Annotated in this window: 19 protein-coding genes; 15 read left to right on the top strand and 4 right to left on the bottom strand. The window is 38.1% G+C overall.

The window, feature by feature from the left end; translation table 11 throughout:
• Positions 1 to 403 precede the first annotated feature (403 nt).
• The 3 genes from rpsO to C7Y47_RS03080 all read left to right on the top strand — a co-directional run bounded on the left by rpsO (position 404) and on the right by C7Y47_RS03080 (position 4,518).
• Positions 404 to 673: a 30S ribosomal protein S15 gene (rpsO, locus tag C7Y47_RS03090; protein WP_142507433.1), complete on the top strand. Its 270-nt coding sequence runs from the start codon at positions 404 to 406 to the stop codon at positions 671 to 673.
• Between the two features lie 287 nt (positions 674 to 960).
• Complete coding sequence (pnp, locus tag C7Y47_RS03085; RefSeq protein WP_142507432.1) at positions 961 to 3,075, top strand: polyribonucleotide nucleotidyltransferase; 2,115 nt, start codon at positions 961 to 963, stop codon at positions 3,073 to 3,075.
• 219 nt (positions 3,076 to 3,294) lie between these two features.
• The gene (locus C7Y47_RS03080; protein ID WP_142507431.1) at positions 3,295 to 4,518 is read left to right on the top strand and encodes a M16 family metallopeptidase; all 1,224 of its coding nucleotides are present in this window, start codon (positions 3,295 to 3,297) and stop codon (positions 4,516 to 4,518) included.
• Positions 4,519 to 4,562: 44 nt separating this feature from the next.
• Here the strand turns inward: C7Y47_RS03080 and C7Y47_RS03075 are convergent, their stop codons facing one another.
• Genes C7Y47_RS03075 through C7Y47_RS03060 form a run of 4 tightly spaced genes read right to left on the bottom strand, consistent with a single transcriptional unit; the run spans position 4,563 to position 7,035 of the window.
• A complete protein-coding gene (locus C7Y47_RS03075; protein ID WP_142507430.1) occupies positions 4,563 to 5,171 on the bottom strand; it encodes an ABC-2 transporter permease in 609 nt (202 codons plus the stop codon).
• A 14-nt stretch (positions 5,172 to 5,185) separates the two neighbouring features.
• The gene (locus C7Y47_RS03070) at positions 5,186 to 5,812 is read right to left on the bottom strand and encodes an ABC-2 transporter permease (RefSeq protein WP_142507429.1); all 627 of its coding nucleotides are present in this window, start codon (positions 5,810 to 5,812) and stop codon (positions 5,186 to 5,188) included.
• A gap of 2 nt (positions 5,813 to 5,814) precedes the next feature.
• On the bottom strand, positions 5,815 to 6,657 hold the full coding sequence (locus C7Y47_RS03065) for an ABC transporter ATP-binding protein (protein WP_142507428.1): 843 nt from the start codon (positions 6,655 to 6,657) through the stop codon (positions 5,815 to 5,817).
• Positions 6,658 to 7,035, bottom strand: a complete 378-nt coding sequence (locus C7Y47_RS03060) for a GntR family transcriptional regulator (RefSeq protein ID WP_142507427.1) — start codon at positions 7,033 to 7,035, stop codon at positions 6,658 to 6,660.
• A gap of 143 nt (positions 7,036 to 7,178) precedes the next feature.
• Between C7Y47_RS03060 and C7Y47_RS03055 the strand changes: the two genes are divergently transcribed.
• The 12 genes from C7Y47_RS03055 to C7Y47_RS03000 all read left to right on the top strand — a co-directional run bounded on the left by C7Y47_RS03055 (position 7,179) and on the right by C7Y47_RS03000 (position 21,901).
• Entirely contained in the window at positions 7,179 to 7,442 is a 264-nt protein-coding gene (locus C7Y47_RS03055; RefSeq protein ID WP_132357391.1) for a YlmC/YmxH family sporulation protein, read from the top strand.
• Between the two features lie 9 nt (positions 7,443 to 7,451).
• A complete protein-coding gene (locus C7Y47_RS03050; protein ID WP_142507426.1) occupies positions 7,452 to 8,231 on the top strand; it encodes a dipicolinate synthase in 780 nt (259 codons plus the stop codon).
• Positions 8,225 to 8,815 (top strand): dipicolinate synthase subunit B, encoded by a 591-nt coding sequence (locus C7Y47_RS03045; RefSeq protein WP_142507425.1) that lies wholly within the window; start codon positions 8,225 to 8,227, stop codon positions 8,813 to 8,815. Before C7Y47_RS03050 ends, C7Y47_RS03045 begins: the two co-directional genes overlap by 7 nt.
• Before the next feature lie 82 nt (positions 8,816 to 8,897).
• A complete protein-coding gene (locus C7Y47_RS03040; RefSeq protein ID WP_142507424.1) occupies positions 8,898 to 9,935 on the top strand; it encodes an aspartate-semialdehyde dehydrogenase in 1,038 nt (345 codons plus the stop codon).
• 13 nt (positions 9,936 to 9,948) lie between these two features.
• On the top strand, positions 9,949 to 10,866 hold the full coding sequence (gene dapA, locus C7Y47_RS03035) for a 4-hydroxy-tetrahydrodipicolinate synthase (RefSeq protein WP_142507423.1): 918 nt from the start codon (positions 9,949 to 9,951) through the stop codon (positions 10,864 to 10,866).
• A 436-nt stretch (positions 10,867 to 11,302) separates the two neighbouring features.
• Positions 11,303 to 12,970 (top strand): ribonuclease J, encoded by a 1,668-nt coding sequence (locus C7Y47_RS03030; RefSeq protein ID WP_142507422.1) that lies wholly within the window; start codon positions 11,303 to 11,305, stop codon positions 12,968 to 12,970.
• A gap of 462 nt (positions 12,971 to 13,432) precedes the next feature.
• Positions 13,433 to 15,718 (top strand): FtsK/SpoIIIE family DNA translocase, encoded by a 2,286-nt coding sequence (locus tag C7Y47_RS03025; RefSeq protein ID WP_142507421.1) that lies wholly within the window; start codon positions 13,433 to 13,435, stop codon positions 15,716 to 15,718.
• Positions 15,719 to 15,905: 187 nt separating this feature from the next.
• Positions 15,906 to 16,634, top strand: a complete 729-nt coding sequence (locus C7Y47_RS03020) for a GntR family transcriptional regulator (protein WP_132357384.1) — start codon at positions 15,906 to 15,908, stop codon at positions 16,632 to 16,634.
• A 53-nt stretch (positions 16,635 to 16,687) separates the two neighbouring features.
• Positions 16,688 to 17,773: a BMP family lipoprotein gene (locus C7Y47_RS03015; RefSeq protein ID WP_142507420.1), complete on the top strand. Its 1,086-nt coding sequence runs from the start codon at positions 16,688 to 16,690 to the stop codon at positions 17,771 to 17,773.
• 567 nt (positions 17,774 to 18,340) lie between these two features.
• Positions 18,341 to 19,888 (top strand): ABC transporter ATP-binding protein, encoded by a 1,548-nt coding sequence (locus C7Y47_RS03010; protein ID WP_142507419.1) that lies wholly within the window; start codon positions 18,341 to 18,343, stop codon positions 19,886 to 19,888.
• On the top strand, positions 19,888 to 20,934 hold the full coding sequence (locus C7Y47_RS03005; protein ID WP_142507418.1) for an ABC transporter permease: 1,047 nt from the start codon (positions 19,888 to 19,890) through the stop codon (positions 20,932 to 20,934). Before C7Y47_RS03010 ends, C7Y47_RS03005 begins: the two co-directional genes overlap by 1 nt.
• Before the next feature lies 1 nt (position 20,935).
• Complete coding sequence (locus C7Y47_RS03000) at positions 20,936 to 21,901, top strand: ABC transporter permease (RefSeq protein ID WP_142507417.1); 966 nt, start codon at positions 20,936 to 20,938, stop codon at positions 21,899 to 21,901.
• The last annotated feature ends 215 nt before the right edge of the window (positions 21,902 to 22,116 follow it).

Here is a 22,116-nt window from a genome sequence, read left to right as displayed (position 1 = left end):
GTTGGGCGACTCCTTCGTGACCAACCTCGTATTGGCCCGAGACCCTGGAGCGCTAGCGAAGCGGCTCATCGGACGCCCCCAGGAAGCTTTGCTCTGTGCGAAAGCGTAGTGCTAACGTAGCGGCAGCAACAAAGCGCCCAACCGGAACGGAAATCAACCACACATGTTATGGTGATGAACCATATTTTATTGAGATCTAACAGAGACTTCAAATAAAGTTTATTAATGTAAATCAAATCTGCTTTAGCCAATGAATAGGTGCTTATGTTAACACTTGCTTGACCTTTTGATTTATGGTAACATTCATAAGTGCATAATATGCTTAACCTTAGCTCGGTATATCGATGACTCCAACGTTTACTGTGCTAATGGCGATTAACAATTATTTAGGAGGTCCATACAAATGGCTATTACAAATGAACGTAAAAATGAAATTATTGCTGAGTACCGTACTCACGAAAGTGACACTGGTTCTCCAGAAGTACAAGTTGCAGTATTAACAGCGGAAATCAACGCTCTAAATACTCACTTACGTACACACAAAAAAGATTTCCACTCTGAGCGTGGTCTTCTTAAAATGGTAGGTCGTCGTCGTCACCTATTAAAATATCTTCGTGAAACTGACGTACAACGTTACCGTGAACTAATCACTCGTTTAGGCTTACGTCGCTAATTGTCGATCTAAAAGCGGGATTAATCCCGCTTTTTCTTTATGTTTATAAACATTAAGAAGACATTAACTTTACTATTGCGAAAAAAGCATATATGACACGAAATTCAAGCAAAAAAACTTGGTTTCAATCGAATACAGAAATAAATCCTAAATAAATTGGCAATAACTGAATTTAAATGTATGATTATTTGATGAAATATTTAGCATAGAACAAGCATTTTTGGTACACTTACTATTAGTACATACAGACGAAGTAAGTGTTTTTATAATAGAGAGGGGTTCATTGAATGAACGAAAAGAAAGTCTATTCCTATGAATGGGCTGGCCGTCCACTTGTAATCGAAGTTGGACAGTTAGCAAAACAAGCAAATGGGGCCGTATTAGTACGCTATGGTGATACATCTGTACTTTCAACTGCAACAATGTCAAAATCACCGAAGCCACTTGATTTCTTCCCATTAACAGTAAACTACGAAGAACGTTTATACGCAGCGGGTAAAATTCCTGGTGGCTTTATTAAGCGTGAAGGACGTCCATCTGAAAAAGCAATACTAGCAAGCCGTTTAATAGACCGTCCAATTCGTCCAATGTTCCCAGACGGTTTCCGTAATGAAGTACAAGTGATTTCGATGGTCATGTCTAACGATCCGGATTGTACGTCTGAAATGGCTGCAATGCTTGGTTCATCAATAGCGTTAGCTATTTCAGATATTCCATTCGACGGACCGATTGCAGGTGTACAAGTTGGATATATCGACGGTAAATTTATCGTGAACCCAACAGTGGAACAATCTAATCAATCAACAGTCCATTTATCTGTAGCAGGTAACAAGGATGCTATCAACATGGTTGAAGCAGGTGCACTAGAAGTACCAGAGGAAATAATGCTAGAAGCCATTATGTTCGGTCATGAAGAAATCCAAAAAATTATTGCTTTCCAAGAGCAAATCGTTGCAGAAGTAGGAAAAGAAAAATTATCTATAACATTATTTGAAATTGATGAAGCGATTCAAGCAGATATAAAAGCAGCTTGTGAGACTGACATGCATGATGCTATTCAAACTGCTGAAAAGCATGCACGTGATGAGGCTATTAAAGCGGTAAAAGACCGTGTTATTGCTTCTTATGAAGAGCAAGAAGCTGATGATGTAACAATGAAGCAAGTTTATACAATTCTAGATAAAATGGTTAAAGACGAAGTACGTCGTCAGATTACAGAAGATAAAGTACGTCCAGATGGTCGTAAGTTAGACGAAATCCGTCCACTTTCTTCTGAAACAGGCATATTGCAACGTACACACGGTTCAGCATTATTTACGCGTGGACAAACACAAGCCCTTTCTATTTGTACATTAGGTGCACTTGGGGATGTACAAATTATCGACGGTTTAGGTGTAGAAGAATCAAAACGCTTTATGCATCACTATAACTTCCCTCAATTCTCTGTAGGGGAAACTGGCCCAATTCGTGGACCAGGTCGTCGTGAAATCGGGCATGGTGCATTAGGAGAGCGTGCTCTTGATGCGGTTATTCCAGATGAATCTGTATTCCCATATACAATCCGTTGTGTATCGGAAGTACTTGAATCAAACGGTTCTACATCTCAAGCTTCTATCTGTGCTTCAACGTTAGCGATGATGGATGCTGGTGTGCCATTAAAGGCACCTGTAGCAGGTATTGCAATGGGTCTTATTAAAAAAGGAGAACACTACTCTATTTTAACGGATATTCAAGGTATGGAAGACCACCTTGGAGATATGGACTTTAAAGTTGCAGGTACAGCTAAAGGTGTAACAGCACTTCAAATGGACATTAAAATTGATGGTTTATCACGTAATATTTTAGAAGAAGCATTAACACAAGCTAAAATTGGCCGTATGCACATTTTAGAATCAATGCTTGCTACTCTTGCAGACCCACGTGAAAAATTATCTAAATTTGCACCGAAGATTGTTATTGTGAAGATTAATCCTGATAAAATTCGCGATGTTATCGGACCTGGTGGTAAACAAATTAACAAAATTATTGAAGAAACTGGCGTGAAAATTGATACGGAGCAAGATGGTACAATTTACATCTCTTCTGCAGACGAAGAAATGAACGCTCGTGCAAAACAAATTATCGAAGACATCGTACGTGAAGCAAAAGTTGGCGAGTATTACTTATCAACAGTTAAACGTATTGAAAAATTCGGTGCGTTCTGTGAAATATTCCCAGGTAAAGATGGTTTACTTCACATCTCTGAAATCCAAGAGGAACGTACAAAACAAGTTGAAGACGTCTTAAAACTTGGCGATCAATTACTTGTAAAAGTTATTGAAATTGACAAGCAAGGTCGTGTGAATTTATCTCGTAAAGTAGTTATCCAAGAGGAAAAAGAACGCGCTGAGCAAGATAAATAATAAATTGTAGAAAAGGCTGCGTATAATGCGCAGCCTTTTTTAAATCAAATATAAGGAAAATGGTTCTATAAGGGATATTTTGGGGGAAGCTTCGCTCTGTGCGAAAGCGAAGCGGCAGCAATAAAGCGCCCAGTCGGAACGGAAATCAACCACACGTTTTGGTGATGACCCCACATTATACCTTTGATGTAGAACCAGAGATAAATTGGGGGAGATTTTTTGGTACAAGTACATACATGTCAGAATGGTGTGCGTATTGTGTCTGAGCAAATCGATCATGTAAGATCTGTTGCGCTTGGCATTTTTGTTAATGCAGGATCTCGTTATGAGCTACCTGAGGAAAATGGTATTACGCATTTTATAGAACATATGCTTTTTAAAGGGACAAAAACGCGAACAGCTCGCCAAATTGCTGAAGAATTTGACCGAATTGGTGGAGAATTAAATGCCTTTACATCCAAGGAAAACACTTGTTATTATGCAAAGGTTTTAGACCATCATGCTGAGCTTGCAGTTACAATATTAGCTGATATGTTCTTTAATTCTACGTTTGCAGGGGAAGAGTTAGAGAAGGAAAGACAAGTGGTACTAGAGGAAATATTAATGAGTGAAGACGCAGCTGATGACGATGTTCATGAAAAGCTATGGGGCGTCATGTATCCAAACGACGCACTAGGTCGTCCAATTCTCGGAACTGCGGCTACTTTAAAAACATTTACAGCAGATATGATACGTAATTACATGGCTAAACATTATGGTCCAGAATCAGTTGTTATTTCAATAGCGGGAAATATTTCTGCGAAGCTCATGCAAACAATTGAAGACTTATTTGGCCAATATCAGCCATCTCCACTTGCGGTTGAGCCTGTGCTTTCGAATCCTCATTTTTATCCAGGAGAGGTTTCTAAAACTCGCGATACGGAGCAAGCGCATTTGGCTATTTCTTATCCAGCAATTGGTGTAAAGGATCCAGATATGTATAGCTTTATTGCACTTAATAATATTATTGGTGGTAATATGAGCTCTCGTTTGTTCCAAGAAGTACGCGAAGAACGTGGTTTAGCCTATTCAATATTTTCTTACCAATCTTGTTATGCGGATGTTGGAGCATTTACGATTTATGGTAGTACAAGTCGTCAACAATTATCACAGCTTCAACATACAATTGATGCGACATTACTTGATATCGTAGCAGGTGGCGTGACAGAGGAAGAACTTATGAATGCGAAGGAACAGCTGAAGGGTAGTTTTGTACTCGGTCTAGAGGGGACAGGTGCTCGTATGAATCGCAACGGTACAAGTGAGTTAGTACATCGTAAACATCGTTCAGTAGATGAAGTATTAGCGTCAATCGATGGCGTCTCAATGGAATCGATCGATCGCTTAATAGCTAAAATCTTGAAAGTTGAGCCAGCCATTTCAATTATCGGCCCAGAAGATTAAAAAAAGGTTGCCGTAATAGGCAACCTTTTCTCGATTCTGTTGCTTTAAAAAACCTCTCTTGCTAAATATAAGGTATGGCTTTGACGAAAAATATAATTACTAATGAGTATACTTATTAGTGTAGGAATTAACATAATGATCAAGTTTTCCGCTATTTGAGATAAATAGTAATGAATAGGGAAATTAATTATAAAAATAAGGAAGATGGCTATTATCATTCTAAAATAACGCATCCGCTTTTCTAGATGATGGATATAAAACTGGATGGAGATGAGTAAAGAAGCACTGCTAATATAGGCGAAGTACATGGCAAAATGCTCTGGAAAATTATCGTCAGCTGCTGTTTGTGAAAAATAAGCAGGTGCTATTAGAACAAAAAGTAGCATCACGATGCCGTGACAATATAGAAAATCAGCTTGTAGCTGTGTTTTTCTTGTCAAAGGTAGACTATTCACAAACAATTCCCAATTTACTTTTTGATCGTCCTTATAGATCCCTTCCACAATGGAAGCAGAAAAAACTGCAGCAAATATTACTATTGCGGGATTATCTAAAAAAGGTATTTCCATATAACTTATGATCGTACAAATAATAACTGCAAAAAGAATGGACCATTTTTGGATCATTATTCTTTGTAAAAGTAAAGCCTGCATTTACTCTTTCCCTCCTAGAATTCTTTGTGTTGATAAATTGCGGTTGAAATGAGAGAGGACAACCATAAGATTAAAAGTCCAGCAAAAGGAGCAAAAAACATATACTGTTTTAAGTTGGATAATAGTAATGTCATATCTGGAAAATACTCTTTTAAAAGACCAAATAAAAAACCAGGTATGAAGCAAAGAGCAATAAGAACCATTCTTCCCTTTATAGAACCGAATTTAATGTAGATCGGTAATAAAAGTGCTAGCATACAAAAGGCTAATGTCACAAGAAGACTAAAGGTTGGAAAAAACTCTGCTGATGCCCAGTTATTCGTAAAACGATGAATAATAAAGACAATCGGTAGTGCGAGTATAAGCCCAAAAAGCATAAGAAGGATACTAAGTATATATTTACTAAGTATTATGTCCCCTTTTGAAATGGGTAAAGTATTTGCATATTTATCCCAACTGCTTTGTTCATCATAGGTAAGAGCAGTTATAGTTTGAAAGGTGACGATAGATATAATTATTGTAAAGAGCATTAACCCTTGTTGCATAAAAGTTGATATAAATAGGAAGAAAATTAGCACGAAAGCCTGTGTTTTTAGTTGACGTTGAATCGTCATTAAATCTTTTAAGATAAGACTTGTCATGTTCAAACACTACCTTTCACATAAAATAGCATGATATCTTCTATAGATGGCTTTTCAAGGGAGAATACCTCATTTACTTCATTTTTTAAAACTAAAGCTTCTGTTCCAAAGGTGCCATTACGTTTTCTTATAATGGCATGTTCTGGTATTACACTTACTTCTTCATTATTTCCTTTAAATATGCCGTACTCATAGACAAGCACATCTTTACTTTCGCTAAATAAAATTTCCCCATTATGAATGAATGTAATGTAGTCAGCTATCTTTTCTAAATCACTTGTTATATGAGAAGAAAATAGGATGCTATGTGTTTCATCCTGCATAAACGTTAAAAACAAATCGAGAATTTCATCACGAATAATTGGATCTAGCCCACTCGTAGGTTCATCTAAAATTAATAGCTTTGGATGATGCGACATGGCTAATGCAATGGACAGCTTCATCCTCATTCCTCGAGATAATTCTTTTACCTTCTTCCTCACTGGAATTTTAAATTGTGCTAATCGTTCAAAATAATAGCCTGAATCCCATGTTTTAAATACTTTTTTCATAAATTTGTCGAGCTGCGTCGCATTGAGCGTTTCAGGCACATGTAAATCGTCAAAAACCACACCGATGTCGTTTTTTATCGATAATTCATGTTCGACAACATCCTTACCAAATAGCAAAATTTCGCCATGTTCTTTTTTAAGTAAGTTAAGTATGCATTTAATTGTAGTAGACTTCCCAGCACCGTTTTCTCCTACAAAACCCATGACAGTGCCTTGAGGTACTGAAAAACTTACATCATTAAGAGAAAACCCTTCAAAGCTTTTCTGTAAATCATAAACTTCAATAGCATTCATTTAGTTGTCCTCCTCCAAAATTAATGAAAGTAACTCCTGTAATTCCTCTTTTGTCAGCCCTGCAGTTTTGGCCGTTTTCACTGCCAGTTGCATATGTTTTTCAACTTGACGTAATAATTCCTCGCGTAGAAAATCCTGATTTCGTTCTGTAACAAAACTTCCTTTTCCGGCTACTGTTTCAATAAATCCATCTCGCTCTAAATCAGCATAAGCTCGCTTCGTTGTCATAACGCTAATTTTTAAATCCTTTGCAAGTGCACGGATAGATGGTAGTGCATCACCTGCTTGTAATTTATTGGCCAGTATCGCTTCCTTAAGCTGTACGGTTATTTGCTCATAGATGGGTTTATCACTGGCATTGCTTAAATGAATATGCACAAATTTCTCACCTCACACAACTGTATATATACACTATACACGGACTGAAGAATAATTGCAATATTTTCATACTTTGGGTAAGGGTCACGAATTGCAAAAACTCGGCATATATTGGGGTAACGGTTCAAGGAGGGAGATGAGGCATGCTACTATCAGAGATGGTGGATAAAGAGTTAATTCAAATTGAGGGTGGCGTACATTTTGGTATATTGGCACATACAGAATGTCTATTAGATGTGCAAACAGGAAAGATTCATGGTTTTGAGATTGTTAAAGATAAATTGCCATTCCAAAAAAAGAAAGTAAAAGTTAGTGAAATGATACCTTGGCATGAAATTATACTAATTGGAGAAGATCGAATTTTATTTAACAAAACAACGACGGTACAGTCAGAATTTTTACAGTGAGGTGAGCTTTTGGAAAATGAAAAATGGCTTGTTATCGGTGAGGATCTAAGGTTAAAGGAATTAGCTACTATGCTAAGAAGCCCATCGAGAACAGTATTTTATAAAAGAACATCAGTTTGGAATGAAGAGTTAAATAAGCTTGTATTAGAATTCCAACCAAATAGAATTGTTCTTCCCATCCTGCCACTAAAAATTGAAGTGGAACAGCTTTATGGGATATCCCAAGTTAAGTTTTATACAGGGCGTTTGACTATGCATTGGAAGCAATTGCTTGAGAAAAATGAAACAAATTGTTATTTACAACAAGAATCTTTTATTTGGCAAAACGCAAGATTAACAGCCGAAGGGTTTATCGCCACGTTTTACGGACTCGAGCAAAAATGCATTCACGGACAAAACTTTACGATCGCAGGTTTTGGACGCACAGCCAAAATGCTTGCCTCTTTACTCGTCAAGATGGGCGCTAATGTCCATATAGTTGCGCGTTCAGTTGTACAAGTGAGTGAAGCAAAGGCATATGGTTATAAAGCTACGAATTTAGACGACCGCAAATGGTCAATTAATGATGGGATTTTTATCAATACGATTCCAGCTAAATGGATTACAGAATCATTCCTAGATCATGTCCCAGCTGTCCTATATGATTTGGCTTCAGAGCCGGGCTGTTTAGATATAGACGCTGAACAATTACAAACGTACGTACTATTGCCATCATTACCTGGGAAATACTTTGCACATGATGCAGCTACAATATTGTGCAAGGCAATAGAGGAGGAAGAAAATTGCTAACGGGTAAACGAATTGGTTTAGGTATTACAGCCTCGCACTGTACGTATGAGGATGTAGTACCTAAAATTCAAAGCTTTAAAGATGCAGGAGCAACAGTTATTCCAATAATTACGCATTCTGTGTTACATGCGGCTACGCGTTTTGGTACCGGAGAGGAGTGGATTGCAAAAATAGAGGAATTGACTGGTGAAAAGGTAATATCCTCTATTAAAGAGGCAGAACCATTCGGACCATCCAATCCATTGGATGCGATGGTTATAGCGCCGATGACTGGCAATAGTATTAGTAAATTTGCTAATGCAGCAACAGATAGTCCAGTATTGATGGCTGCTAAGGCAACATTGCGAAACGGTTCTCCTGTTGTCCTAGGCATCTCAACAAATGATGCGCTTGGCTTAAATGGTATGAATATTATGAGGCTGCTAAATGCTAAAAACATTTACTTTATTCCATTCGGGCAGGACTCCCCGCATTCCAAGCCAAATTCCTTGATTGCTGATTTTGATCAAATGGTCGCAACTGTACATGAAGCAATTACGGAGAAAAAACAATTACAACCACTGTTTATACAATATTTCAAATAATTCACGAATTACACACAATTTTCAGTATTTTTGTGATACAATAGCACACATTATGGAACATGTATTCAAGGAGAGATGACAGATGACAAAGCAGTTAACAGTTGCGGTTGTTGGAGCAACAGGGGCAGTAGGCACAAAAATGATGGAACAGCTAATTAAACGGAATTTTCCAATCGGAGATATAAAATTTTTAGCTTCTGCACGTTCAGCAGGGAAACCAATCGAATTTAATGGTAAGACATATACAATTGAAGAAGCGACACCTGAAGCTTTTGTAGGCGTCAATGTCGCTTTATTCTCAGCTGGTGGTTCTGTATCAGCGGTACTGGCGCCAGAAGCGGCAAAACGTGGTGCCGTAGTAATCGATAATACGAGCCATTTCCGCATGGATCCAGAGGTACCACTAGTTGTGCCTGAAGTAAATCGTGGCGATCTTGCTAAGCATAAAGGGATTATTGCGAATCCAAACTGCTCTACAATTCAAATGATGGCTGCACTTGAACCTATTCGTAATGCATTTGGCTTAACTAAAATTATTGTATCAACATACCAAGCCGTTTCAGGTGCAGGTATTTCTGCTATTCAAGAATTAAAGGCACAAAGTGAAAATTGGGATGCAGGTAAGGATGTAGAAGCAAATATTTTACCTTCTGGCAGCGACAAACGTCATTATCCAATCGCTCGTAATGTCATTCCACAAATTGATAAATTTACAGACAATGGCTTTACATACGAAGAAATGAAAATGATTAATGAAACGAAGAAAATCATGCATGCACCAGAACTAAAAGTAGCAGCAACTTGTGTTCGCGTGCCAGTCGTTTCAGGACACTCTGAATCTGTTTATATTGAAGTAGAAAAAGAAGCAACGGTACAGGAGGTTTTTGAAGTATTACGCAGTGCATCTGGAGTAGTATTACAAGATGATATCGCAACACAAACTTACCCAATGCCTATCTATGCAGAAGGGGAAGATGCTACTTATGTAGGACGCATCCGTCAAGATTTAGACAATAAAAAAGGATTCCACCTATGGATCGTTTCTGACAATCTTTTAAAAGGCGCTGCATTAAACTCTATTCAAATTGCAGAAGCAATGCTGGAGGATAACTTACTATAAGAGGGGTGTAAGGATGAATTTAGGTCGAATTGGAACGGCGATGATTACGCCGTTCAAAGAAGATGGCACGATTAATTATCCAGAACTAGAACGTATTATTAATTATTTGATTGATAATGGTACAGATTGTATTGTCGCATGTGGCACAACCTCTGAAAACCCAACTATGTCCACAGAAGAAAAAATTGAAGTTGTACGCTTTACAGTAGAAAAAGTAGCAGGCCGTGTACCTGTAATTGCAGGTACAGGGGATAACGAGACTGCTTACTCTATTGCAATGACGCACAAGGCTGAAGAAAATGGTGCAGATGGTATCATGCTTGTAGCACCATATTATAATAAGCCAAATCAACGCGGTATTTTTGCGCATTTTGAAACAATTGCAAAAGAAACAAGTTTGCCTGTCATGCTTTATAACGTGCCAGGACGTACAGGCATCAATGTTGCCTATGAAACTTCCGTTGCTTTAAGTAAAATCCCTAATATTTCCTGGATTAAAGAAGCGAGTGGCAATTTAGATCAAATGGGCGATATTATTGAGAATGTTGATTCAGATGATGATTTCTTCGTTTATAGTGGGGATGATGGTTTAACACTCCCACTACTAGCAATAGGCGGAGCAGGAATTATTTCTGTTGCTGCTCATGTTGTTGGAAATGATATGCAATTAATGATTAAAGCGTTTGAAGAAGGAAATCACGAGCTAGCAGCCAAAATTCACCGAGCATTATTACCACTTGTACGTGCGTTGTTCGCACAGCCAAACCCATCGCCTGTAAAATACGCGATGACAAAATTAGGCTTTGATACACTTAATGTTCGTCTGCCAATGATGGAAATGACAGATGAAGAAAAAGCAAACTTTGACCGAATTTGGGATACGTATCAAGAAAAAGCGAAAAGCTTTAGAAAAATAAGTACCTTTAGTTAAATCCTCAGACCGTAAACAAACGTGAGATTTTTTAGTTTGTTTACGGTCTTTTTTCTTTTGTTAAAAATATAGAAGAATAAGATCGTTGCTCGAAGGGATGCCCCCCCTCATGGAAGATAGTATCCGCTCGGGTAGGAAAGAGAACTGCTCAAGTAAGACTGAAATCCGCTTAAGCGCTAGAACAACCTTACAGAGAAAGGCTTACAATCCACGATATACCCCATTTCCAAAAGCTACGTTGCTAAATAAAAGACAAAAATTAGACCTTTCACAATGCTACATACTCAACCAGCTTTCCATCTATTAGTAATAAAATTAGCAAAAAATTTCTGTTTCCTTCATGAAAGTTGAATTTTTAATTTGTGCAAAAGCTTTGCAAACCGTATAATAAATCTTAAGTGGTTGCTGTTCGGGATATTTTTTAGGAGGAAATAAATTGACAAAAAAGAAAAATGAATTAATTCGCATCATCCCACTTGGTGGCGTGAGCGAAATTGGGAAAGCAATGTACGTAGTAGAAATTGACGAAGAGCTATTTGTAGTGGATAGCGGCTTGATGTTCCCTGAAGACGAAATGCTGGGCATTGATATCGTAATTCCGGATATTACGTATTTAGAAGAAAATAAAGATCGTGTGAAAGGGATTTTCTTAACACATGGTCATGAAGATGCAATTGGCTCGATTGCCTATGTATTACAAAAAGTGAAAGCGCCAGTGTACGGATCAAAATTAACAATTGCACTTGCAAAGGAACATTTAAAGGAATTGCCTGCACCACATCAGGTGAAATTCTTTGAAGTTACAAACCGTAGTCGTATGAATTTTAACTCAACGTATGTGACATTCTTCCATACAACACATAGTATTCCCGATTCATTAGGGGTAGTGTTCCATACATCTGAAGGAGCAATTGTTCATACAGGGGAGTTTAAATTCGATCAATCAGCGACAGGTAAATTTAAGCCTGATTTAGCAAAAATGGCTCAGTTAGGAGAAGAAGGCGTATTTATTCTATTATCTGAGTCGAGTGAAGCTGAGCGACCAGGTTATACGACATCTGAGATTGTCATTGAAGAGCAATTATCAAAAACATTCCATTCAGCACCAGGTCGTATTTTAGTTGCGGTTTATGCATCGAATTTTATTCGTATTCAACAAGTATTTACACAAGCTCAAAAGTCTTTCCGTAAGGTAGTCATCGTAGGAAAACCTTTAGAGAAAGCTGTGGATTTAGGTGTACAGCTAGGTTACTTAACGGCTGAGGAAGGTACAATCATCCCTATTTCAGAAATGCAAAAGTATCAAGATGATGAGATTATTATTATTGCTACAGGTAATAAAGGGGAGCCACTTGATGCATTAGAGAAAATCGTCCGCAAACATCACAGAGACATTAAAATTAAGCAAGATGATACCGTATTAATTACTTTTACACCATCTCCTAGTATGGAAGTACAGATGGCTAATACGATGAACTCTATTGCAAAAGCAGGCGCTGAAATTCTAACATCTAGCAAAAATGTACATGTGTCGGGTCACGGTAGCCAAGAGGATTTAAAATTAATGCTAAACTTAATGCAACCGAAGTACTTTATCCCTGTGCAAGGTGAGTACCGTATGCTTATTGCTCACTCTAAGCTTGCTCAACAACTAGGTATGCAAAAATCACAAATTTTTATCGCCGATAAAGGGGATATTGTAGAATATAAAAATGGTAAAATGCGAATGAGTGGCCGTGTACAAGCTGGTAATGTATTAATAGACGGTATTGGTGTTGGGGATGTAGGCAATATTGTACTTCGCGATCGTAAGTTATTATCGCAGGATGGTATTTTCATTGTTGTTGTAACGTTAAACCGTGCTCAAAAGAAAATTGCATCTGGTCCAGAAATTTTATCGCGTGGTTTCGTATATGTACGCGAATCAGAAGAATTGATGGTAGAAGCTTCTGAGATTGCGAAAACTGTTATTGAAAAATACGTTGGTAAAGATACATTTGAATGGACAAACATTAAACAAGAAATTCGAGATACACTGAATACGTATTTATTCCAAAAAACGAAGCGCCGCCCAATGATTATCCCAATCATTATGGAATATTAAAAATGAAAGATCATCGTTGAATGAAAAAGGATTTTCTAACCGAATGTAAACGGTGGAAAATCCTTTTTTTGGCTCGAACCTAAATGGTAAGAATGATATTTGTTAAAACGTATGTCATTTATTTCCATTGAGTAGAAGGCTCCCACCTCTGAACCTGCATCGGTAAAAATGCCGTGTCCTGTGGCATTACCGAAATGACCAACTTCGTGTCGGCCCTATTGCAGGCCTGAGCACAATGCAAAATCTGGACGCATTGTTTATTTGTAGCGACAGCCACAATTACGCCAAGGCAAAATGGATAAGAGAGTAGATTTCCGTTCCGGCTGACGCCTCCAGGAAAGCCCAGCCGGAACGAAGATTAACGACACGTTATGGTGATGAGTCTATTTTTTGAAATAAACAAGTTCTACATGATATTATTCGCTACATATATAGAATGGATTACAAAAGAAGGTGAAATAGATGGCGACTAGTAAAAAAAGAAAAGTCACGAAAGGTAAAACGTCTACAGAAAAAAAAGAAATGCATCCACTTATGTATGAAATTTTAGGACTTATTTTCATTGCATTAGCGGTTATTATGATTTTTGAATATGGCATGATTGGACGTGTTCTCCAAACAATTGCAATGTTTCTTTTAGGAAATTTACATTTTGCTGTGCCATTTATGCTTATATTTGTTGCGTTATTACTGATGATTGGGCGGAAAAAAGTAAGCATTTATGATCGTCTCATATTAGGGATGCTCCTCATTGTTATGAGTTTAACAATTTTTAGTCACGGTATTCTTTTTGAACAATTATCAAAATCTGGTGGTTTATTATCAGACTCTGTGTTGCGAGAATCTTGGCGAATATTAATTAATTCAGAGGGTATTATCCATCGAAGTAACGCACTTGGCGGAGGTATGATTGGTGCACTGTTATTCAGCGCTCTACATGTATTATTTGAGGCAACAGGTGCGAAGGTCGTTGCATGGGTTATCTTCTTTATCGGCTTAATTTTAGTAACAGGAAAGGCGCTTGTTCCATATTTAGCAGAAAAAATGCCTGACCTTTTTGGGAAATGGCAAAAGAAACATCGTGAAAAGAAAAAAAATATGCCAAAGAAATCTAAAAATCGCCGTTCAAAAGTAGAAAGCAAGGATGAAATCGCAGCTGTCGAACAGGAGCCTGAGGTACAAGAAGATGAAAATTCTTATGAACCAATCATCTCTGCCTTTACTCAAAATGTATCTCATGAACGAGAAGAATATGCAACAGCTGAAAATGAAGATATTGAACATGGAGATATGGTTGATGATGTCCATATCGAAGGGGCAGATGCTGTAGAAAATGCAGATTATCAACTACCGTCTTATAATCTATTACAATTACCGCCACAGCATGACCAAAGTGGCGAATATTCTGTCATTCAGGCCAATGCGAAAAAGCTTGAGCAAACGTTGCAAAGCTTTGGTGTAAAAGCAAAAGTAACGCAGGTTCATTTAGGCCCAGCTGTAACGAAATACGAAATATTACCGGATATAGGCGTGAAAGTAAGTAAAATAGTAAATTTACAGGATGATCTTGCCTTAGCACTTGCTGCAAAGGATATTCGTATGGAAGCACCTATTCCAGGGAAGTCTGCGATTGGCATTGAAGTACCAAATAGTGAGGTAGCAATTGTTACATTGCGGGAAGTGTTAGAGTCTAAAGATGGTGCCAAGCCAGAAGCTTTATTACAAGTTGCATTAGGTCGTGATATTACTGGACAAGCAGTACTCGCCGAGCTCAATAAAATGCCACATTTACTTGTTGCAGGTTCGACGGGTAGTGGGAAAAGTGTGTGTATAAATGGTATTGTCGTATCAATCCTAATGCGTACAAAACCGCATGAGGTAAAGCTAATGATGATAGACCCGAAAATGGTGGAGTTAAATGTGTATAATGGAATACCTCATCTACTGGCACCAGTTGTTACGGATGCTCGTAAAGCGTCTCAGGCGCTAAAGAAAGTTGTGGCTGAAATGGAGCGCCGCTATGATCTATTTTCGCATACAGGTACTCGTAATATCGAAGGCTACAATGGTCATGTACAAAAAGTTAATGAGCAAACGGATGAAAAACATCCGAAATTACCTTATATTGTGGTAATTGTAGACGAGTTAGCAGACTTAATGATGGTTGCCTCAAGTGATGTAGAGGATTCTATTACACGTTTAGCACAAATGGCACGTGCAGCAGGGATTCATTTAATTATTGCAACCCAACGACCGAGTGTTGATGTATTGACAGGTGTTATTAAAGCAAATATTCCTTCGCGTATTGCCTTTGCGGTTTCATCAGCAATCGATTCTAGAACGATTTTAGATATGGGTGGAGCAGAACGTTTACTCGGTCGAGGCGATATGCTGTTTTTACCTGCCGGTGCATCTAAACCGAAACGTGTGCAAGGTGCCTTTTTATCAGATCAAGAAGTTGAGTCAGTTGTTAGCTTTGTTATAGAACAGCAAAAAGCACAGTATCAGGAGGAAATGATTCCGACCGAAGAAGAGACAATTTTAGAGGAAACAGACGAATTATTTGATGAGGCTGTACAGTTAGTTGTGAGTATGCAGACGGCCTCTGTTTCGATGTTGCAACGCCGATTCCGTATCGGCTATTCGAGAGCTGCTCGTATTGTCGATCAAATGGAACAACGCGGTGTTGTCGGGCCTTCAGAGGGTAGTAAACCTCGACAAGTGCTCATTAATCAATACGATAATTAGTGCCAAAACAACGACAAAAAAATGAATAATGTTGAATATATCAAATAGGCCCAAATTCATTTCAAAATTCGGAAGCAATTACGCTAAGGTGTAATTGCTTTCAGTCTATAAAAATGTTATATTTATGAACGATTAGTAGGAATGTTGTACATCAGATGTCTGATCTCTGATTTTGGTGGTGATATATGTGACTATTAAAGCAGATCATCGTCATCTCTATCTTCAAGTAATTGATCGTTTAAAGTCTGACATTGAAACAGGCATTTTTAAAGAAAATGAAAAACTGCCTTCAGAGTTTGAATTATCGAAATCACTAGGAGTCAGTCGAGCAACTCTTAGAGAAGCGCTACGACTGTTGGAAGAGGAAAATGTTATCGTGCGTCGACATGGGGTGGGGACATTTGTAAACCCTAAGCCTTTGTTTACATCAGGTATCGAGCATTTATCGAGCATTTCTTCTATGATCGAGGCAGCAGGTATGGAACCCGGTTCCCGCTTTTTAAAGGCGACGGAAAGTATACCTTCTGAGGAAGATTTAAAACGCTTCCAATGTGATGGCGAAGATAAAATACTCACAATTGAACGTGTCAGAACAGCGGATGGCGAGCCGGTAGTATACTGCATAGACAGATTACCAGCAAGTTTCCTGCCAACTGACTTTGTTGAAAAAAAAGAAGTTTCACTTTTCTCTGCACTTGAACAATCTGGTAAAATTCATGTTGCCTATGCCGTTACATATATTGATCCAATCGGGTATCATGAGCAAGCTTCACCGATTTTAAATTGCGGGCGTGAAACAGCTCTTTTAGTATTAAAGCAGTTGCATTACGATGATCATGATCAAGTAGTGCTGTATTCAAAAAATTATTTCCGAGCTGATAAATTCAGCTTCCATGTAGTTCGTAAACGGGTGTAGAACATTTCTAAATATTTTCCTGCTAATTACAATACCTTTGGGGGGTTAACAGAATGAAGAAACGTAAATTTGGCTTAGTATTATCATCAGTTTTAGCTGCAAGTGCAATCTTAGGTGCATGTGGTACGAAAGACGAAGAAAAACCTGCAAAAGACAATGGAAATGCATCATCAGGCGAAGACAAAAAAGAAGCATTCTCAGTAGCAATGGTTACTGACGTAGGTGGCGTTGATGATAAATCATTCAACCAATCTGCTTGGGAAGGTGTTCAAGCTTACGGTAAAGAAAATAACCTGAAAAAAGGTAATGGTGGCTTCGATTACTTACAATCAAAATCAGACGCTGACTATGAATCAAATTTAAACGCATTATTACGTCGTGACTTTAATTTAGTATTTGGTATTGGTTATTTGATGGAAGATGCTATGACTGCAATAGCTGAAGAAAATCCAGATAAAAAATTCGCAATCGTTGATGCTTCAGTAAAAGCAGACAACGTAGCATCTATTATGTTCAAAGAGCAAGAAGGTGCCTTCTTAGCTGGTGTAGCAGCTGCAAAAATGTCTAAAACAGGGAAAATCGGCTTCGTTGGCGGAGGAGATATTCCCGTTATTAATCGCTTTGAAGCTGGATTCGTTGAAGGAGCTAAAACAGTAAATCCGGATATTGATATTCAAAGAAAATATACTGGTGCATTTGATAAAGCTGATCTTGGTAAAATGACAGCTAATAGCATGTATTCTTCAGGCGTAGATATTATCTTCCACGCTGCTGGTGCAACTGGTAACGGTGTATTCTCTGAGGCAAAGGAACGTAAGAAAAAAGATCCTAATGCAAATGTATGGGTAATTGGTGTAGATGCTGACCAATACGAAGAAGGTAAAGTGGATGATAAAACAAACATTACATTAACTTCTATGTTAAAAGGTGTTAACGCAGCAGTTATAGATATTTCAAATAAAGCTAAAAACGGTGAATTCCCTGGTGGCAAAACACTTACTTATGGTTTAGCTGAAGACGGCGTGAAACTTGCAGATTCTCGTGGTGCAATCCCAGCAGATGTTCAAACTGTCATTGATGAATATAAAGAAAAAATTGCTAAAGGTGAAATTAAAGTTCCAGAAAAAGTGAAAAAATAATTCATCTTTTGATCATCATAAGGGACTTTAAAAAGGCCCTTATGATGATTTTTCAATCTATCGTTATATTTCGACTATTTGCAATACTCTGTTGGATTCTATTTGTTTACCATAGAGGTAGTAATTTTTCTATGAGTTTATCGAAAGAATAGTAATGATGGTAACAAGTTAATAGAAGAAAGGTTTCTAACGATGACCTTTCCTGTATTAATTTATCTTCATTCAGAAGAATATCTACCTCTATTAGTGGGACATGATATGCGTGAATTTTTGTTAATAGGGTACATAATGCCACTGAGCGAAGATGGAACCTCTGGCTGAGGTCATTGCTGTCGATGTGAAAAAACGTTGAACTAACAGTGACTATAGCTAGTATTAAGTTTGTCTAAATAACGGTTTCAAAAACTGGACGTATTGTTTATTTGTGCGAAAGCGGAGTGTTAACAAAGCGTCAGTAATGTTTTATGTAGCGAAAGTAAAGCGACAGCTACAAATGTTTTCTGTGGCGACAGCCGCAATTACGCCAAGGCGAAATTGATAAAAGTGCCTATTAAGGGAGTGACGAAATTGGAATACGTGATTGAGATGCTAGGAATCCGAAAAGAATTCGGTAATTTCGTGGCGAATAATAACATCACCCTCCAACTGAAAAAAGGCGAAATCCATGCATTACTAGGTGAAAATGGTGCAGGTAAATCGACTTTAATGAACGTCCTTTTTGGTTTGTATCAACCAGAGGGTGGCGAAATTCGAGTTCGTGGGAAGGCTGTTAAAATTACAAATCCAAATGTGGCCAATGATCTAGGGATTGGTATGGTGCATCAGCACTTTATGTTGGTGGAAAATTTTACAGTAACAGAGAATATTATTTTAGGCTCTGAACCTACAAAAATGGGTGTTATTAATATTAAAGATGCGGCAAAGAAAGTACAGGCACTTTCTGAGAAATATGGTTTAGATGTTGATCCATATGCCAAAATCGAGGATATTACTGTGGGGATGCAACAGCGTGTTGAAATTTTAAAAACACTATACCGCGGTGCAGAAATTTTAATCTTTGACGAACCTACGGCATCTTTAACTCCACAGGAAATTACAGAACTAATTCAAATAATGCGCCGTTTAATTGCAGAGGGCAAATCCATTATTTTAATTACTCATAAGCTAAAAGAAATTATGGAAGTTTCTGACCGTGTGACGATTATCCGAAAAGGGGAAGGGATTGGGACAGTTATAACTGCTGAAACAAATCCTAACCAATTAGCTGAAATGATGGTTGGACGCCAAGTCGAATTTACAACAGAAAAAACAGAAGCAAAACCAACTGATGAAGTACTTACAATCGAAAACTTGGTTGTTACAGACTATCGTAATATCAATAAAGTAAAAGGTTTGAACTTAAAAGTACGTAAAGGTGAAATTGTTGGTATTGCGGGTATCGATGGCAACGGACAATCCGAGTTAATCGAGGCGATAACGGGTCTACGTAAAATTAAAAGTGGTAACGTTAGATTAAATGGCAAAGATATAACAAATATGAAGCCTCGAAAAATTACGGAGGAAGGCGTTGGGCATATCCCACAAGATCGCCATAAGCATGGTTTAGTGTTAGATTTCCCAATAGGTCATAATATCGCACTACAAACATATTATCAGTCTCCAATCGCTAAGGGCTTTGTCATGGACTACAAGAAAGTGTCTGAAAAAGCACGCCAAATCATTGAAGAATATGATGTGCGTACTGGTAATGGTGAAATGACTCCAGCACGTGCCCTTTCAGGCGGTAACCAGCAAAAAGCGATTATCGGTCGTGAAATTGATCGTAATCCAGATTTATTGATTGCTGCTTTACCAACACGTGGTCTTGACGTAGGGGCAATTGAATTTATTCACTCTCGCCTTATTGAGCAACGTGACAAAGGAAAAGCCGTACTGTTAATTTCATTTGAATTAGATGAAGTCATGAATGTTTCGGATCGTATTGCTGTTATTTATGACGGTCAAATTGTGGATGAGTTAAATCCAAAAGAAACAACTGAACAAGAGCTGGGCCTATTAATGGCAGGACAAAGTAATAAAAATAACATGAATGATGCGAAGGAGGGGAACGACTAATGTCAAATCGTGTCATTAATATACTCGTTCCTATCATCTCTATCATTATCGGTTTAATTGTTGGTGCTATCGTAATGGTAGTTAGCGGTTATGACCCAGTACAAGGTTATAGCGCCCTTTGGACAGGTATTTTTGGAGATTCATATTCAATTGGGAACACAATTCGTCAAATAACACCGTACATATTGGCGGGTCTTGCGGTAGCATTTGCCTTCCGCACAGGTTTATTCAACATCGGTGTAGAAGGTCAGTTAATTTTAGGTTGGTTAGCAGCAGCTTGGGTAGGATCTGCATTTGATCTACCTAAAGTCATTCACTTACCATTAGCATTACTTGCAGCCGCAGCTGCAGGTGCATTTTGGGCCTTTATTGCAGGTTTCTTAAAAGCGAAATTTAAAGTTCACGAAGTTATTGCGACAATTATGTTAAACTACACTGCGCTTTATATTGCAAATGCAGTGATTAAAAACTTGTCTGACGGTGGCTTTAAAACAGAACGCGTTCATGTATCAGCTTCATTACGTTCTCCGTTTTTAAGAGAGCTTACAGACAATTCAAGTCTTCACTATGGGATCATTATTGCACTATTAATGGTAATGGTTATGTGGTTCATTTTAGAAAAAACAACACGCGGGTATGAGCTAAAAGCGGTAGGCTTTAATAAGAATGCTGCAGACTATGCTGGTATGAGCGTCAATAAAAACATTATTTTAGCTATGACAATTTCAGGTATGTTCGCTGGTCTTGCTGGTGCTATGGAGGCACTAGGTACTTTCGGAAACGCCTCTATTAAACCAGGCTTTACAGGTATAGGTTTCGATGGGATCGCCGTGGCCTTACTTGGTGCCAACACGCCACTAGGGGTTGTATTCGGGGCTTCATTATTCGGCTCACTTAAATACGGAGCGCTAAATATGCCGAATGCTGCAGGTATTCCAGAAGAAATCGTGTCTATTATTATCGCGTTAATTATTTTCTTCGTGGCATCAGGCTATATTATTCGAGTAGCATTACAAAAGTTGAGCAAGAAAAAGGAGGGACAATAACATGGGCTTTTTAGAAATGTTATATTTCATCATCCCTTCGGCGATTCTTTATGCAACACCGTTAATTTTTACGGCAATCGGTGGTGTATTCTCTGAACGTTCTGGTGTAGTAAACATCGGATTAGAAGGTTTAATGATTGTTGGAGCATTTGTTGGTATTTATGTCAATTTAGAATATGCTTCAACATTCGGTTCAGCAACAATTTGGATGGCAATGCTGGCGGCTTTCATTATTGGGGGAATCTTTTCACTTCTTCATGCAGTTGCGTCTATTTCCTTCCGTGCCGATCAAACAGTATCGGGGGTTGCTATCAACTTATTAGGTTTAGCGGTATCCGTATTCTTGGTGAAAATGATTTATGATAAAGGTCAAACAGATATGATTGACCAAACCTATGCAATAAATCGTTTCGCTATCCCTTATTTAGAGGACATACCGTTCTTTGGTCCATTATTATTCCAAAATGTCTACAGTACATCGATATTAGCTTTTGCAGTAGCTATTGGGGCATGGTTTATCATTTATAAAACACCATTTGGCTTACGCTTACGCGCTGTTGGTGAACATCCAATGGCTGCAGATACGATGGGTGTAAAAGTGAATAGAATGCGCTACATTGCTGTTGTCATCTCTGGGGCATTAGGTGGTCTTGGTGGTGCAGTATATGCGCAATCGATTGCAGGCAATTTCTCACATGCAACAATTGCTGGTCAAGGCTTTATGGCTATTGCTGCGATGATTTTTGGGAAATGGCATCCGATCGGTGCATTAGGTGCAGCTTTATTCTTTGGAGTAGCACAAACGTTAAGTGTTGCAGGAAGTGGAATTCCTTACATTCAAGATATTCCTGCCGTTTACTTACAAATTTTACCGTACGTCTTAACGATTTTTGCATTAGCAGGATTTATCGGTAAAGCAAATGCACCAAAAGCTAGTGGTCAACCTTATATTAAAGGGAAACGCTAATAACAAACAGATAATTGTTGACACGAAAGACTGGGCGAAAATGCTCAGTCTTTTTCCTTGTACATATTTCAAGTGTTTGGGAAAATAATGGTTGGTGGTTGATCTTTATGTGCTTGTATGTACAGGTTCCTCAACAACCAAATGTAATTTCACACATTTCATATACATACTTTGGATTCTTTTTGCAATTATAGACAATAGACATGTATAGTATG

The sequence above is a fragment of the Lysinibacillus sphaericus genome (genome assembly GCF_006864135.1).
Classification (GTDB): Bacteria; Bacillota; Bacilli; order Bacillales_A; family Planococcaceae; genus Lysinibacillus.
This window is presented reverse-complemented; position numbering and strand designations above follow the sequence as displayed.